The organism is Shewanella saliphila (assembly GCF_014648295.1).
Taxonomy (GTDB): domain Bacteria; phylum Pseudomonadota; class Gammaproteobacteria; order Enterobacterales; family Shewanellaceae; genus Shewanella; species Shewanella saliphila.
The window spans coordinates 22,428-38,133 of the sequence record NZ_BMQV01000034.1; the positions used below are offsets into that span (position 1 = coordinate 22,428).

At 43.2% G+C, this 15,706-nt stretch carries 14 protein-coding genes; 3 read left to right on the forward strand and 11 right to left on the reverse strand.

Annotated features, from left to right (window positions below):
• Positions 1-8 precede the first annotated feature (8 nt).
• The 8 genes from IEY48_RS14715 to IEY48_RS14750 form a co-directional block, all read right to left on the reverse strand.
• Positions 9-857, reverse strand: a complete 849-nt coding sequence (locus IEY48_RS14715) for an alpha/beta fold hydrolase (RefSeq protein ID WP_188921620.1) — start codon at positions 855-857, stop codon at positions 9-11.
• Between the two features lie 37 nt (positions 858-894).
• Positions 895-1,602: a M15 family metallopeptidase gene (locus IEY48_RS14720; RefSeq protein ID WP_188921622.1), complete on the reverse strand. Its 708-nt coding sequence runs from the start codon at positions 1,600-1,602 to the stop codon at positions 895-897.
• Positions 1,593-2,723, reverse strand: a complete 1,131-nt coding sequence (gene dapE / locus IEY48_RS14725; protein ID WP_188921624.1) for a succinyl-diaminopimelate desuccinylase — start codon at positions 2,721-2,723, stop codon at positions 1,593-1,595. Before dapE ends, IEY48_RS14720 begins: the two co-directional genes overlap by 10 nt.
• Entirely contained in the window at positions 2,723-3,064 is a 342-nt protein-coding gene (locus IEY48_RS14730; protein ID WP_188921626.1) for an ArsC family reductase, read from the reverse strand. Before IEY48_RS14730 ends, dapE begins: the two co-directional genes overlap by 1 nt.
• Positions 3,065-3,278: 214 nt before the next feature.
• Positions 3,279-3,788 (reverse strand): PTS glucose transporter subunit IIA, encoded by a 510-nt coding sequence (gene crr / locus IEY48_RS14735; RefSeq protein WP_188921628.1) that lies wholly within the window; start codon positions 3,786-3,788, stop codon positions 3,279-3,281.
• A gap of 69 nt (positions 3,789-3,857) precedes the next feature.
• A complete protein-coding gene (gene ptsP / locus IEY48_RS14740; protein WP_188921630.1) occupies positions 3,858-5,573 on the reverse strand; it encodes a phosphoenolpyruvate--protein phosphotransferase in 1,716 nt (571 codons plus the stop codon).
• Between the two features lie 11 nt (positions 5,574-5,584).
• Entirely contained in the window at positions 5,585-5,842 is a 258-nt protein-coding gene (locus IEY48_RS14745; RefSeq protein ID WP_188921632.1) for an HPr family phosphocarrier protein, read from the reverse strand.
• Between the two features lie 269 nt (positions 5,843-6,111).
• A complete protein-coding gene (locus tag IEY48_RS14750) occupies positions 6,112-7,716 on the reverse strand; it encodes a methyl-accepting chemotaxis protein (RefSeq protein WP_188921634.1) in 1,605 nt (534 codons plus the stop codon).
• 273 nt (positions 7,717-7,989) lie between these two features.
• Between IEY48_RS14750 and IEY48_RS14755 the strand changes: the two genes are divergently transcribed.
• The 3 genes from IEY48_RS14755 (at position 7,990) to IEY48_RS14765 (ending at position 10,841) form a co-directional block, all read left to right on the forward strand.
• A complete protein-coding gene (locus tag IEY48_RS14755) occupies positions 7,990-8,697 on the forward strand; it encodes a DUF3334 family protein (RefSeq protein WP_188921636.1) in 708 nt (235 codons plus the stop codon).
• A 102-nt stretch (positions 8,698-8,799) separates the two neighbouring features.
• Complete coding sequence (locus IEY48_RS14760) at positions 8,800-9,834, forward strand: LacI family DNA-binding transcriptional regulator (RefSeq protein ID WP_188921638.1); 1,035 nt, start codon at positions 8,800-8,802, stop codon at positions 9,832-9,834.
• A 74-nt stretch (positions 9,835-9,908) separates the two neighbouring features.
• On the forward strand, positions 9,909-10,841 hold the full coding sequence (locus tag IEY48_RS14765) for a DUF808 domain-containing protein (protein ID WP_188921640.1): 933 nt from the start codon (positions 9,909-9,911) through the stop codon (positions 10,839-10,841).
• 113 nt (positions 10,842-10,954) lie between these two features.
• Here IEY48_RS14765 and IEY48_RS14770 read toward each other — a convergent pair whose 3' ends face one another.
• The 3 genes from IEY48_RS14770 to IEY48_RS14780 all read right to left on the reverse strand — a co-directional run bounded on the left by IEY48_RS14770 (position 10,955) and on the right by IEY48_RS14780 (position 15,630).
• Positions 10,955-11,350, reverse strand: a complete 396-nt coding sequence (locus tag IEY48_RS14770; protein WP_188921642.1) for a DUF805 domain-containing protein — start codon at positions 11,348-11,350, stop codon at positions 10,955-10,957.
• Between the two features lie 186 nt (positions 11,351-11,536).
• Complete coding sequence (locus IEY48_RS14775) at positions 11,537-14,008, reverse strand: glucan 1,4-alpha-glucosidase (RefSeq protein ID WP_188921644.1); 2,472 nt, start codon at positions 14,006-14,008, stop codon at positions 11,537-11,539.
• An 83-nt stretch (positions 14,009-14,091) separates the two neighbouring features.
• Positions 14,092-15,630, reverse strand: coding sequence for an MFS transporter (locus IEY48_RS14780; protein ID WP_188921646.1), 1,539 nt, complete (start codon positions 15,628-15,630; stop codon positions 14,092-14,094).
• Positions 15,631-15,706 lie beyond the last annotated feature (76 nt).

Here is a 15,706-nt window from a genome sequence, read left to right on the forward strand (position 1 = left end):
CATGTTGATTAATTAAAATTCACTTTACTCAAAAAATCAATAAGATGCTGGTTGAAAAAGTCGGGCTGCTCAATATTAGCCAAATGCCCAGCTTGATCAATATGCAATAATTGACTGCCATCAATACAGTCATGCATTAAATAACTTTCTAATGCTGTACGTAAGTATCCATTTAAGCCAACCGCAATTAAGGTCGGTAACGTTAACGCCTCAACAGACTCTAAGGTGTCGCGTTTAAAAATCGCCATATTAGCAAACTTAAGTAACGGGGCCACTTGCACTGCATTTATGTCGGTTAGCTGTTGATTAAACTGTTCAATGGCTTGAGCTAATGCCCCATTTTGCTGACTGAGCTGCATGGCGTCTTTACTGAAAAACAACTCAGTTAAGCTAGTTGCTAATGCGGTGGGCATAGCCTGAATATTAGCCACTTGTGCCATAAAACCTTGATATTTTACACAGTTAACTTGTGGCTCAAAGCCGACAAAACTGTTGAGCATAACTAAGCCTTGTACTCGGGCTGGGGCCATGAGCACCATTTCTGTGGCAATAGCGCCACCACTACCATGGCCAATCACAGCAAAGTTGCTCACCTCAAGAGTATCCATTAAGTTGAGTAAGTCTTTGGCAACATCTTGTAAATTTTCACAATGTTCTGGCAGGGTTGTGCTCTGGCCATGTCCCCAAAAATCCACGGCAATACAGCGGTATTGCGTGCTTAACTCGATTATTTGAGCTTGCCACATTTGGCTGCTGGCCAACAAACCATGACAAAAAAGTAAGACAGGCCCTGTGCCTTGGTCAACATAGTGAAGAGGGTGTTGATTTATGGTTTTACGGGTTAATTGTAATGACATTTAGCTGGCTCATTAAATAAAAAGTAGCACGCAGGCATTAAGCCGGAGAGGGTGCGACATAAAAAACATAGTGATCGACTAATTCGGCTAATCGTTCGAGTAGCGGCGATTGTAATGTAATTTCGGCGCCAGACAATACTTTAGCTAATTCATTAGGGTTAAATTGAGCTAAGTAGGCATCAGCAATGGGGAAATAGCTCAAATGCCACGGCTCAGGGCTTACGCCACTTTGCTGTGACTGATACGGGAAGTAAAATCCATATTGGCTCGCATGTTGCTGTAACCATTGATACATTGCCGCACATGGGCCTGAGTCTTGATATTCCGCAGTAACCAACTGCAGTGACGCTTTGCTGATTTGCTTGGCATCAAACACATCGATATCTGTGCCCCAATGGTGCCTTGATGCGCCCGGTAATGCCGACCAGATTAAAATCGTGTCTATTAGTTGCTGCTCTGTTAACGCGCTAAAATCGACTGGCTGCGAGGCTTTATCTAGCAGGGGCCGAGTGCCTGAGGCTTTGGCATTCCAAATATGCACTTGGCGATCAAAAGGTCTATAAGCAGAGCAAAGCTGCAAGTCTATACCACTGTTTGCTGCGGCGAGTTGCATTTTGCCAAAGGCCGCAGCTGTATTTTTCTCGAGTAAAAAGTCCCCAACGGCAACTAAATGCTGACTGTCTAAGCCATACAATTTAGCTTGCTGCTGAGGAATATCAACATTGAGCGTTGGGGTTAGTCGCACAACAGTTTTTCCAAAATGCGTTCATAACAATTTGCCAGGACTTCTAAATCTGACACTTTAACGCATTCATTCACTTTATGAATGGTGGCATTGACTGGGCCAAGCTCAATGACTTGGGCGCCGGTTGGGGCAATAAAACGCCCATCAGAGGTGCCGCCAGAGGTTTGTGGGTCGGTGTCATAGCCTGTCACTTCACGGATGGCGTCACGGGTTGCATCAAGCAGTGGGCCATCGCCTGTTAAAAACGGCAATCCATTAAACACCCAGTCAATATCGTAATCGAGCCCGTGAGCATCAAGAATGTTAACCACACGGGTAATTAATTCTTCGGCAGTTACTTCGGTCGAGTAACGGAAGTTAAACATCACTTTTAAATCGCCAGGAATTACATTCGATGCACCTGTACCGCCATTGATGTTGGCGATTTGAAAGCTGGTCGGCGGGAAAAATTCGTTACCATTGTCCCAATGCATTTGCGCAAGTTCTGCTAGTGCTGGCGAGGCTTTGTGAATGGGGTTGTCGGCAAGGTGAGGGTATGCCACATGGCCTTGAATACCATTAACCGTTAAATTGCCGGTTAAGCTGCCACGACGACCGTTTTTAACTACATCGCCAAGCTTGTGGGTTGATGATGGCTCGCCGACTAATGACCAAGTGATCTTTTCATTACGGGCTTCTAAGGTGTCAATGACCCGAGTGGTACCATTAATAAAAGGGCCTTCTTCATCACTGGTGATGAGGTAAGCAATGGAACCATTGTGATCGGGGTGTTTTGCTACAAAACGTTCAGTCGCGACAATCATTGCCGCTAATGAGCCTTTCATATCAGCTGCGCCGCGACCATGAATATAATCATCAATGATGGTTGGCTCAAACGGTGGGGTATGCCAGCGGTTTAAATCACCTGCCGGTACCACATCGGTATGGCCGGCAAAACAAAATACTGGTTGGCCTTTGCCGCGTCTTGCCCACATATTAGTGGTATCTTCAAACACCATCGGCTCAATATCAAAGCCAATGGCTTCAAGGCGGTTAGCCATTAATGTTTGACAGCCTTCGTCTAACGGCGTGACCGACGGACGCGAGATTAAGTCTTTAGTTAACTCAATAACTTCATTCATTATGCAAACCACGCTTGATATTGTTCAGCTTTAAAACCGATAAGAATGCTGTCTTTGTTTACCAGAACAGGGCGTTTAACCAAGGTCGGATGTTGCACCATTAACGCAATGGCTTTGTCTTGGGTGATGTCAGATTTTTCTGCATCGGTTAAGCCGCGAAAACTGGTGCTGCGTTTATTAAATAGAACTTCCCAGCCAACAATGTCTACCCACTGTTTTACGGTATCAGCGGTTAAGCCGTCTTCACGAAAATCATGAAAGGTGAAATCAATTTTTTCAGCTTCTAACCATTTGCGCGCTTTACGCACGGTATCGCAATTTTTAATGCCGTATAAAGTCAAAAGAAAACTCCCTTTTGTCGGTGAGGTAATGAATGGGTTTAGCGACTGTGTAGAGACTAGGTCGTTGTTGCTAAAAATGATGCTGATATTGTGGCATTGAGTCGCAGCTTGAACAAGGTTATTGCAGGCTTTTGAATAGATTTCATAAAATGCAAGCCACGGGCACTTGCATTTTAATCTGTTAGAAAGAGTCGTTAAAGCTCAGCGTTAAACGCTACATTTGAACTGTAAAAATCACGTCTTTGCCCGCAACCACACTGCCTTGGGCTTTATCGAGTTGTTTAACATCTTCCATATTGGCAAGCACTACTGGGGTTAATAAGCTCTCAACATTGTCTCGTAAAAAAGCCAAGTCAAAGGACAGGATAGGTTGACCGGCTTTAACTTGTTGGCCTTCTTCTGCTAACCGTTTAAAGCCATTACCTCTTAGCTCAACCGTGCCGACCCCAAAGTGCACAAATAGCTCGAGCCCTTGTGGCGACTCAATACTAAAGGCGTGGTTGGTTTCAAATATTTTACCTATGGTGCCGTCGATAGGAGCAAGGATAAACTCGCCCTTAGGGTCAATAGCAATCCCATCGCCCACTATTTTTTCGGCAAAAACAACATCGGGTACTTTTTCGATGGCAACAATGTCACCTGATACCGGTGCTAAAATAGCAATACCGCCAGTTAACTGCGGTTGGCCTGAAATGAGTCGTCTAATGCGGCTTAAAAATCCCATAAGGAAAGGCACCTTTTATTAATATTTTTATGTGTTTAATTGTAAACAGCTCTGATAACTTTACCAGTTTTAATTACAATTAACAGTGTTTATAGCTGTGCGTATTTCGTCAATGCGTGTTAGGCGCTTGACGTTTTGCGCATGTGTTACAAAATCCTGATAGCGGCCGTTGATGAGTGCGGCTTTGACTTCGAGCAGACTCGTTGGATTAATACTGATTTCATCTAAACCCAAGCCGACTAATAAGGGTAAAACTTGCGGGTCGCTGCCCAGTTCTCCACATAAAGAGACCTTAACCTTAGCTTGTTTACAATGGGCTATGGTCATTGAGATTAACTCAATCACTGCCGGTGATAATGCGGGATACTGTTTGGCTAAATGTGGGTTGGTGCGGTCTGCGGCCAAGGTATATTGGGTTAAATCATTGGTGCCGATGCTTACAAAGTCCAGTAATGGCAACATGCTGGGTAAATTAAACACTGCTGCCGGTGTTTCAACCACAATACCGTAACTGAGCTCACCAAAACCTTTTTCTTGCTCAATCAATTGTGCCTTGGCTTGTTCAATTAATGCCATGGCACCTTCAAGTTCTTCTATTTGGCTCACCATCGGGAACATTAACCTTACCTGACCGTGATTGGCGGCGCGAAGCACTGCTTTCACCTGGCTAATAAAAGTGTCTGGATGAACCAAACTATAACGGATCCCACGAATACCCAGTGCGGGGTTATCTTCTGGCGATTGTTGTAAGTAAGGGATTTCTTTGTCGGCACCAATATCAAAGGTGCGTACCGACAATACTTGCCCTTGGAGGCTGTGCAATGCTTCACTATATAATTTGTATTGTTGTTGCTCATCAGGCAACGCCTTGGCATTCATCAATAAAAATTCTGTTCTAAATAAGCCTATGCCTTGTGCGCCAACGTCGGTGACATGCGATACCTCACTTAAATTGCCTACGTTGGCTAATAATGTGATGCTGTGTCCATCTAGGGTGATGCTGGGCTTATCTTTATATGCGGTGAGCGCCTGACGGCGTTGGAGCTCTTGTTGCTGCTTTTGTTGCAATTGGCTTAACAACGCTGCAGTAGGAGAGGTGTGTAGCTCGCCAGAGATAGCATCTAAAATTAATGGTTCGCCATCTTTTATGGCCTGATGGTGCTCTGAAAAATGATAATTTAACAGCGCTGGTATGCCCGCAGCGCGAGCTAAAATTGCCGTGTGACTGGTTAATCCGCCAGACTCTAACACAATGCCTTTGATGTGTTTTAGAGGCAAAATGGCAAATTCGGCCGGGGTTAAATCATCGGCCAGTAATATGGTGTCTTCAATGAGTGTTGATAAATCCCACTGTAAATGACCATGCAAGGCACTGATGAGCCGCTTAGCTAAACAGAGAATATCGCTACTGCGATTAGCAAGGTATGGGTCGTCTAGCTCCGCTAATTGTGCCGCTTGCTGATTAAATATACGATCAATCGCCACCGCAGCACACACTTTAAATTGTTTAATATGTAGCTGTAATTCTTGCTGTAACTCTTCATCTTCAAGCAGCATGATATCGGCATCGATAAGCTGAAAGTTTTCACATTCTTGACACAGGTGACGCTGGCAATGTTGTAAATGGCTGATGAGCAGGTCAATGGCATGGGTTAATTGTTGTTGCTGAAGCTTAATTTGCTCTGCATTGAGCAGCTTAAAATCCAGCGGCGGCATTTGCGAGGTCATGGTTAATGCTTTACCAAACGCGATGCCCGGGGAAACAACAATTCCATTGAATGACATAAAGTATCCTTTTAACTGAGAGTGATCAGCAATGAGGCAATTTTGTCGACTGCCGCTTGCGCTTGCTCCCCAGTGGCAAATACCGTTACAGACACACCTTGGTATAAACCTAATGTTTGTAATTTAAATAAACTTTTGGCACTGGCTTGCTTGCCATTGCACTCTACCATAACGTCACAGCTAAATGCTTTCGCTTCTTTTACTAACAACGCAGCTGGTCGGGTGTGAATGCCATGTGGAGCAACAATCGTAACCGTTTTTTGATACATAGAGAAAATACTCGGTAATGAATGACAACTAAATACTCATTTAACGCTATATTTCAGGTGTTTATGATTTTTTTAATTTCATTGAGACTGCATAAATAAGGCTGAAATACTCAGGTATTCAATCTGAAGCGCCTAATATACCCTAAAGTATGCAGGGCTAAAAGTGATGTTAAGCGCAAACCCTAGAGCAAAAAGGCATTAGATAAGTAAAGTAAAGCCAGCAATAACGATTGCTGGCTTTGGGGGTAGAGAGTGTTAAAGCGGGTGGCTTAAATCTTAAATTGTCCCAATGTTTGACTCATGTCTTGACTCACCGTTTGCAATGATTGCGCAGCATGAGCATGGGTTTCATTGGTACTGAGCGACAACTCAGTTAACTCTGAAATAGTCGTTACATTACGATTAATGTCTTCTGTGACTAAGGCTTGCTCTTCAGTGGCGCTGGCAAGTTGTGCAGTCATATTACTGATGTTTTCAATGAGCGCTAAAATCTCAATAATGGCTTCGCTAGATTGAACGGCTTTTGATTGTAATTGTGATGACTGTTGCTGAGTATGAGTATTGCTGTCGATTACTGATTGAATGCCCTGCTGGATTTGCCCAACAATTTTATTGATTTCGTTGGTTGATGATTGTGTTCTAGTGGCTAATGCGCGCACTTCATCTGCCACTACCGCAAAGCCACGACCGTGCTCTCCGGCTCGCGCCGCTTCAATGGCCGCATTTAATGCTAGCAAGTTAGTTTGGTCGGCAATACTGCCTATGACATCTAAAATACTGCCAATTTCAGCAGATGATTGACTTAAGCTTACAGAGACTTGTTCAGACTGTTTGAGTTCGCTGACTAAACTTTCAGTGTGCTCAACGGTTTGTTGCATTAACTGCTGATTTTGTTCTGCTTGATGCTTAACGTTGTTTGCGCCTTGTGCTGCATCTTGAGTATTACGGGCCATTTCTTGGCTGGTGGACAACATTTGATTAATCGCTGTGGCCACACTTTGGGTTTCGTTGTTGACTTGATTGGCGCTCTGATTTGACTGCTTAACGGTTTCAAATAAGTGTTGCGCTTCCTCGTTTAGGCTGTGTCCTAACGGTTGTAAATGCGCCACCATATCGGCTATTTTTATCACAAATTGATTAAAGCCATCGGCAAGTTTGGTGACTTCATCATTACCGATAGTCGATAAGCGTTGGGTGAGGTCGCCTTCACCTTTGGCAATTTGCTCCATTGCATTAGTGGCATCTTTTAACGGTTGCGTAATAGAGTGATTGAGCAATAAAAAGAACGCAAAAATTGGCACCGAAATAAATAACATAATGATTAAGTAATCAATAATAATACCGGTCATGCTTTGGTTGACTTGATCTAAATTAGCTTGGGTAATGAAGGTCAATTGATTGGCTGGTAAATAAGCCGCTGCGGCTAATACGGTTTGCGCTTCATTGCCACTCACCTTGAGTGATAACTGTGCTTGAGTTGTTGACTGTTTCGCGCCACTGATTAATTGGCTGTATGTCTTGTCACTATTGGTGGTTAGTGCATTAATAGCTTGGCCTGTTGTACCTTTAATCGTGCTAAAAAGCACTTTGCTTTGATTATCAACCACCAGTAAATCCATATACTGACTTATTTGAATGTCTGCGATAAAGGTGAGTAAATCGTCTTGAGGTAATTGCTGCTGTTGTTGCAGTACCTTCAACATGTTGACCATTAAGCTTGCTTGTTCAGTGACTTGTTTTTGCTGCTCATCGACTAAATGGGAGTATTGTTCTTTTACTGAAAAAGACCCAAATACAACCGTGCCAATCGCGGCTAGAATTAGCATAATAAATAAACGCTTTAATATTGTTAAACGTCTCAATAATTCAATCATTTACAGTCCCAAACAAAATATCCATATAAGGTGACGTGATTATAATAGATTTAGTACAAATGATAACCGCGAGACTGCATTTATGTGAGCAAAGCATAAGATTTAACATTTTTGTTGCGTGGTAGCTAAAGTAATAAAACCACCAATATATCATACGGTTAATCACATTTTGAGCTCGTTTGGTTATTTTACATGCTAATCAATTGTTTTAATTTTGATTTTTTTGCGTTTTACCCGCAAGATTAGCTTAAATAAAGAAAAGGTATCCAAGCCATGACCACGAATACAGTTAACAACGACGACATTCTTTTAAAACTGTGCCATTCAGTTTCTCATGTACTTTCCAGCACCAGTGCCAGTCAAATTAGTCACGCAGGTATGGTGCAAAGTATTTCTCGTACTCGCTTAAAGCCTGATTTGGGTTGTTTTTCGATATTTGATGGCGGCTTTTCAGGTTTAGTTGTTATCAACTTTTCTGCCGACGCGGCAATTGAAATTTACCGCCGTTATATGATCAACATGGGCATGCCAGAGTCTGAATTGGCCTTTTCGCACACATCTGATGATGTGGGTAATGTGATGGGCGAGTTAATGAATCAAATTTTGGGTGACTTTATTGGCAAAATTTCAAAAGAATTACAAACATCAATTAGCCAAAGCCAGCCGAAAATGTTAACGATTAATAAAGAATTAACGATATCGGTAGATACTAACCTTGATGATGCAGTGGCAAGACGGGTGTCATTTAAAACAGAAAACAACCATATTTTTTATCTTGAGTTTGCCATGGACAAAACGGAGTTTATTCGCTCAGCAGACTTTGAGGTAGATGAAGAGTTTGACCTAGATTCATTAATAGAAACTCACGGTAAAAATACGCCCAAAAAATCAGAGCCTAAATCAGACATGTTAGGTAATCCTAATGTAAAAGGGTTAGTGGCTGATGATGCCGATGATTTATTGAGCGAGCTTGGGTTATAATTATTTGTAGTAAATGATATAAAAAACAGCCAAATAAAGTGATTTATCTTGGTTGTTTTTTTATGTGGCAACGATGATGACGATTAAGGGTGATAAATAACAATGACCTCAAAAGCGACTTCTATTGATATCGCGTACCGTGCTGGTGTGTCGCAGTCGACAGTCTCGCGTGCGTTACGAAACAGCCCGTTAGTGAACTTAGAAACGCGTCAGCGCATCCAGGCGATTGCCAAAGAGATGAATTACAAAGTTGATAAGAATGCCAGCAATTTACGTACTCAAAATAGCCTGACATTGGCTTTGTTAATTTGTGAAGACCCCACAAATGACGACTCTATGATCAATCCGTTCTTTTTATCCATGCTCGGGTCAATTACCCGCGCAACAGCGCGCCAAGGCTATGATTTACTGGTGTCGTTTCAACAATTGTCGTCAGATTGGCACGCCGATTATGAAGACAGCAACAAAGCCGATGGCATTATTCTATTAGGGTATGGCGATTACATGGACTACGCCCATAAGCTAGAAACCTTAATTGAAAAAAACACCCACTTTGTCATTTGGGGGGCAGAGCACAACAATAAAGCTGTGCTATCAATTGGTTGCGACAACCATCAAGGTGGTTATATTGCCACTGAACACTTATTAAATTTAGGCCATAAAAAAATCGCCTTTTTAGGTGACTCATCTAGCCATAGCCCTGAATTTCGCGACCGTTATCTTGGCCACGTTGAAGCCCTAAACCAAGCGAATATTCAAGCAGATGAACAGTTACAACATGATGCATTTAATACCGAAGCATCAGGTTATGAGGCTGCTAACGCGCTGCTCGACTGTGGCGTGCCATTTGAAGCCATTTTTACTGCGAGTGATTTGATAGCGATTGGGGCAATTAGAGCATTAAAAAAACGTGGCGTGTTAGTGCCAGAACACGTTGCTGTTGTAGGGTATGATGATATTCCAGTCGCCAGTTTTGCCAACCCTGCGCTCACCACAGTAAAACAAGATACACAGTTTGCCGGTGAGATTTTAGTTGAAAGCGTGCTGAAATTAATCCGCGGCGAAGAAGTGAGTCAACGATTACTTAAAACCAGTTTAGTGGTTCGCAGTTCATGCGGTGCTAACGTTGACGATTGATAATGGCTAAAAAACACCATAAATAATAAAACATCACACACTCTATTTTTGATTGAAAAAGGATACAAGCAATTATGGCAGGCGCCAGTTTATTAACCTTGTTAGATGACATTGCGACAATTTTGGATGACGTAGCAGCAATGAGTAAAGTGGCGGCCCGCAAAACGGCGGGGGTGCTAGGCGATGATTTAGCCTTAAATGCCCAGCAAGTATCTGGCGTCGCGTCTGAACGTGAATTACCTGTGGTATATGCGGTGGCTAAAGGCTCATTTCGTAATAAATTGATTTTGGTGCCGCTGGCGCTATTAATCAGTGCTTTTATTCCCTGGGCCATTACGCCGCTGTTGATGTTTGGTGGCTTGTTTTTATGTTATGAAGGCTTTGAGAAAGTTTATCACTCGATGACGCATAAAAAGGCTGCACCAGCTGACGATGAAACCATTGTTGCTAAAGGCAAAGCTGACATTGACGATTTGGCCGCATTTGAAAAAGACAAAATCAAAGGCGCTATTCGTACCGATTTTGTGTTGTCAGCTGAAATTATTGCCATCAGCTTAGGTGTTGCTGCTCACATGGATTTAATGGGCCAATTTTTAACCTTATCGGTTATTGCTATTATCATGACCGTTGGCGTGTATGGTTTAGTCGCTGGCATTGTCAAAATTGACGATTTAGGTTTATACCTTGCCAAACGTAAAGCCGAAGGCTTAGGCCACAATATTGGTTTAATGCTGGTCTCTGCTGCGCCCTATTTGATGAAAATACTCACCGTTGTGGGCACCATTGCCATGTTTATGGTGGGCGGTGGCATTTTAACTCACGGTATTCATGTGGTGTTTGAATGGATAGAACATGCTGCAGTGGTTGTTGAGCAAATTAATGTTGTGGGCGGGGTTTTAGGGCTGTTAACTCCAAGTGTACTTAATGCAATATTTGGTGTCGTTGCGGGTGGTTTAGCAGTGTTATTAATGAATGGTGTGATGAAATTAATACCATCAAAAAGCTAACGCAGGTGCTTTAAAGCGCTTGGTAAATCATGATATAAATTAACGCCGTAAGCGAATGATATAAAAAAAGAGCAGGGTCATCGACCTTGCTCTTTTTTGTTTTAACGCATTAATTAAAGCGCTAAATTGTCGTTATCGGTAAAGCTTGGCTGGGCTTTTGGGTTTGGGCCGTATTCGTTGTCATCTTTACTGTTAAAACACAGCACAACTAAAATAATCAGCGCGCCGATGAGCGGAATAAGCAATAAAAATAACCACCACCCCGAATGATCAGTATCGTGTAAGCGGCGCACACTGACCGCAATACTTGGAATTAATACTGCTAACGAATAAAGCGAGCTCAATAAACCTGTGCCGTAGATGTCACTGTACAGGCCAGTACCCATATCAACTAATGTCAGTAACACACTGAAAATGGTGTTAATTAATACAAACATCCAATATTCTTTACGACGTGCGCGACCTTTAAAATCAAAATACTGTTTTAAAACCTTTAAATACCAATCCATTCGTTAGTCCTTAACGTTAATTTTTATTAATCTGAATCATTTTTACAAAATAGTGTTTAATTATCAATATTATATTTTGATTTGGTCAAAAAAAAACCATTGCATTTAGCAACAGCTTTTTAGTAGGGAGACGCATACTAATCATTTTAAAATAAGCGTTTACCTAATGTTCATCGTCTCAAAACGTTACTGGTCAAGTCGTTTCACCACAGGGTAAAAGTCCCATACTTGCTCATCGGTCATTGAACGCACCAATTTAACGTATTCAGCATGAGTCCACGCTAACGGCGTTGCTGAGTTGGTCCCGTCACCCATTTTGTAATCATAACGTGTTGGGTTACCAACACCGTCCCACGCTTGCTCTGGCAACATTAACCCTTGGTTTGCAAAGGTTTCCATGCCTTGCACGTAGGTGTTAATCAAAGCTTTTTTACTGTCAGGGGTTAAGCTGCCTTCAGATTTAGCAAGAGCTAACTCGTAATGGCCGCGCTCGCCAGTAAAGAAGGGCCATACCCGGCCGCGTTGATCTTCAGTATTGCCTTTTTCGGCATAGCTTAGGCCTGTGACAGTATCCTCGCCGTAGCCGTCGTTACCGTAACGGCGATAACCCGGTACTTTACTGCCATCTTTAGCGGTAAACTCATATTTAACTCGTAAGTTATCTTCAAGTTGTTGATTATCAATAAGCATTACGCTGTTTTTAATGACAGGGTCTTGCGCATCCACTACACCATAACGCACTAACTCTAAAAAGCCGCCGTCTAAAATTAGCCGTTGATCTAAGCCTGGCTTGCCGTTGTTATCTAAAAGCTTATCAGCGGTATTGGGATTACCATTTGGGCTAATGCGCACGTAATAAGGTGCGGTGTTGTCTTGTGCGACGTCTGCCGGATTAAGCAAGCCGTTAGTGGTGACCATGGTTGCTTCAAGCTGACTTTGCAGTTTAGCCGCAAGCTCATGATAAACACTGGCTTGTGGATCTTTTGCCAATTTAGCCAAATCGCTCGCGGCGACTAAACCGGCTATGATGGCCGCAGTGGTCGAAGGCGAATAGCCTGCTTGTTCTTCCCAGCGCTCTTGTTGGGTGTTTGGCGGGGTGATGTCGAGCTCATTCCAATCCAGTTTTACTTTGCCACCGCTGACTAAAAAATCGGCGGCAGGTTTAAGCATGTCTTGATACCAGGTGGTGATCTCTGCATCTGTTAACACGCCAGCTTGCCACAGTTTCCAACCGAGCATAATTGGCATGGCAGTTTGGTCGAGTTGTACGCCAACCCATTCAATTTCGCCATCAACATGAGTTTTCTGTAAAAACCAACCTGGTGTGCCGGCAAAGCCTGGTGTTTGTTGATTAACCTGAACTTTCTTTAAATACTCAAACGCCACTTTAGGTGTTTGAGTGTCGCCCATTGCCAAAAATGCCATGGCGCATTGGTAAAAATCGCGCGGCCATACCGCTTTATAACCCGTGCTGCCTACTTTTGCAGATACTGTGTCGCCCCAGGGGTTTGATAAGGATGCGATTAGTGCTCCAGCGTGGGTTTTATCCTCTTGCGCTTTGAGCACGAGTGCACTGGCATACAGCAGTTTACCGTTATCTGTGGTATTCGCGCTCATGGCATTTAACGGCGCTAAAGAGGCAATATAGTCTTTCCAACCTGTGTGGCTGTCATCGCCTAAGTAAGCCTGCTTAACGGCATCGTAACCGGCATCTAATGTGGCCTGTGCTGTGGCTAAGCTGCTGGTTTTGTCTTGGGCAAAGCCGATGGCAAGATTAAAGCGTAAAGTGTCGTTTGCTTTGGTTAATGTTGGGTATTGCGCGGTAAGTGCAACGTTGCCACCTTGGTTATTATCGCTGGTAGTTTGGTAGCGGTTATCGAGTTTTCCATCGTCTTGTAAATCAATCATCCCGTCTGATGTGCCCACAAATCCTGCACTTGCGTGGACAAAATCAACGTCGGTTTTAATGGTCATCACGGTTGAACTCGCGTCACTGGTGTGCGCTACGAGTGCTTGACCATCAACGAAGGCAATATCATTCGCACCGCTGTTATCGATGTGCGGATTAACATAAAGGTGCGGGGTAATCCCGGCTTCAAAGGCGGTAAAGGTTACGTTCATCATTAAGCTATTTCTATCTGGGTCGGTAAAAATATGCTTTTCGATTTGGTATTTGCCTTCCACGTCTTTATTAATAATCTTATACGCCAGTGACAATGGTCGGCCTTGTTCGTCGGTGTCGAGGTATTCAATGGTGCTAATGGTGTTATCTTTTTCTGTATCGACAAAGCCATTGCCGCTGATGATAAATTGCAGCTCTTTTAATTGGGCATTATGAATAAGGCCAAACATGGTTTCGGTGAGTATGCCCTGGGCAACAGAAAACCATACTTTACTGACAGGATTTGTGGCCTGGTCTTGATACTGACCATTGATATAAGGCTCGTATGATGTGCCGATGCCAGTTTTGCCAGAAAACGCCCACGTTGGCTCAGTACCCGGAGCGCCAGGTGCGACAACACTCAAAGGTGCCGTTGTTGGTAACACTTCACCCTTTGATGATGTGTCAGCAGGTGAGCAACCCGTTAATAACAGGCCTAATAAGCTTGCCGTTACGGCACTCGAAATTGCACTACGATGTGAGTGTGGCTTTAACATAAACTTCCCCAAAATATTGTCTGTGACGATGACAGATCACTGTTATTGTTTTTGTCTTTATATTGATTAAACGATTAATTGATTTAGTTATCTTGTTTTACAAACAGTACGGCAATGCCGGACACCATCATAAATACGCCGCCCAATACCAGGGCGTAAATCGGCTGGCCGTCAAAAAAGACTTTTAACAGCAAGCCTAAAATACTGGCTGCAAGTAACTGAGGGATAACAATGAAAAAGTTAAAAATCCCTAAATACACCCCCATTTTATTAGCCGGTAACGCAGACGACAACATGGCGTAAGGCACTGATAAAATAGAGGCCCAGGCAAAACCAACACCTATCATGGGGATCCATAATTGATTAGGGTCTTCAATAAACATAAAGCTTATTAGCCCCATGCCACCTAAAAACATATTAATGGTGTGAGTGAATTTAATGCCGACGGCTTTGGCTAAAAAGGGAATAATGATGGCGGCAATTGCGGCAAAACCATTGTATGAGGCAAATAACATTCCCACCCAATCGGCGCCGTCGTTATACGCCTGGCTAAGCACGTCGCTGGTAGCGTAATGGTGTGAGGTCACGGCCGCAGTGGTATAAATCCACATAGCAAAGAGGGCAAACCAGGCAAAAAACTGCACCACGGCTAACTGCTGCATGGCTTTGGGCATATGAAACAAATCATCGACCACGTTAAACAGCATGCCAAAGTTTTCGCGTTGCACGCTTGTATTGTTTGCTTGAGTAAGTTTACGGGCACAAAACAGTTGTAGAGGCCCAAAAGCAAAAATACCAATACTGAGAATATAAAGCTGTTTATCAAGCTCTTGGGTTATTATTGCCGCAGTAAAGAGGGCGCCAATGAGCATCCAAATGATGCCACCTGTTTGATATTGTTTACTGGTACGGCTGTTGGTATTTGCTGCGGTCTCAACATGATTGGCATGTTGCTCAAACGAGGCTAATTCTTCAGGTGAATACTCTTTGCTTGAGATAATCGTCCATCCCACGGCCACAAATAATACCGCGCCACCAAAGTAGAATGAGTAACGAACTGAGTCTGCAATTTCACCTGCAGCAGCGGTATTGGCTACGTCAAATACATTGGTCAGCATATAAGGCATTGCTGAGGCGACAACGGCGCCTATGCCAATAAAAAAGCTTTGCATTGCGTACCCTTGGGTACGCTGACTTTTAGGTAAATTGTCGCCAACAAAAGCGCGAAATGGCTCCATAGCGATATTGATCGACGCATCCATAATCCACAACATCCCCGCAGCAATCCACAGGGTAGGTGAGTGAGGCATAATAAACAGTGACAATGTGGTTAACACTGCACCAATTAAAAAGTAAGGACGACGACGACCAAGGGCATTCCAGGTGTTGTCACTCATGTAACCAATAATGGGCTGCACAATTAACCCAGTAAGTGGCGCGGCAATCCATAAAATAGGAATGTCGTCGATGGCAGCACCTAAGGTTTGAAAAATACGACTGACGTTGGCATTTTGTAGGGCAAAACCAAATTGAATCCCCAAAAAACCAAAGCACATATTAAAGATTTGCCAAAAGCTGAGCTGTGGCTGTTGAGTCACTTTATGATGATTTTCCGCAGACATGTTATATCCCTTTTGTCAGTCGCTATGCTGACTTTTTATTATTACTTTAATAATGCTATGTGGCTCTCAAGTTTGC

What these genes read in the sequence shown, in the direction of transcription:
- IEY48_RS14715 (WP_188921620.1), bottom strand. Translation starts at nt 857, where the DNA reads ATGTCATTACAATTAACCCGTAAAACCATAAATCAACACCCTCTTCAC.
- dapE (WP_188921624.1), bottom strand. Translation starts at nt 2,723, where the DNA reads ATGAATGAAGTTATTGAGTTAACTAAAGACTTAATCTCGCGTCCGTCG.
- crr (WP_188921628.1), bottom strand. Translation starts at nt 3,788, where the DNA reads ATGGGATTTTTAAGCCGCATTAGACGACTCATTTCAGGCCAACCGCAG.
- ptsP (WP_188921630.1), bottom strand. Translation starts at nt 5,573, where the DNA reads ATGTCATTCAATGGAATTGTTGTTTCCCCGGGCATCGCGTTTGGTAAA.
- IEY48_RS14745 (WP_188921632.1), bottom strand. Translation starts at nt 5,842, where the DNA reads ATGTATCAAAAAACGGTTACGATTGTTGCTCCACATGGCATTCACACC.
- IEY48_RS14750 (WP_188921634.1), bottom strand. Translation starts at nt 7,716, where the DNA reads ATGATTGAATTATTGAGACGTTTAACAATATTAAAGCGTTTATTTATT.
- IEY48_RS14755 (WP_188921636.1), top strand. Translation starts at nt 7,990, where the DNA reads ATGACCACGAATACAGTTAACAACGACGACATTCTTTTAAAACTGTGC.
- IEY48_RS14760 (WP_188921638.1), top strand. Translation starts at nt 8,800, where the DNA reads ATGACCTCAAAAGCGACTTCTATTGATATCGCGTACCGTGCTGGTGTG.
- IEY48_RS14765 (WP_188921640.1), top strand. Translation starts at nt 9,909, where the DNA reads ATGGCAGGCGCCAGTTTATTAACCTTGTTAGATGACATTGCGACAATT.
- IEY48_RS14770 (WP_188921642.1), bottom strand. Translation starts at nt 11,350, where the DNA reads ATGGATTGGTATTTAAAGGTTTTAAAACAGTATTTTGATTTTAAAGGT.
- IEY48_RS14775 (WP_188921644.1), bottom strand. Translation starts at nt 14,008, where the DNA reads ATGTTAAAGCCACACTCACATCGTAGTGCAATTTCGAGTGCCGTAACG.
- IEY48_RS14780 (WP_188921646.1), bottom strand. Translation starts at nt 15,630, where the DNA reads ATGTCTGCGGAAAATCATCATAAAGTGACTCAACAGCCACAGCTCAGC.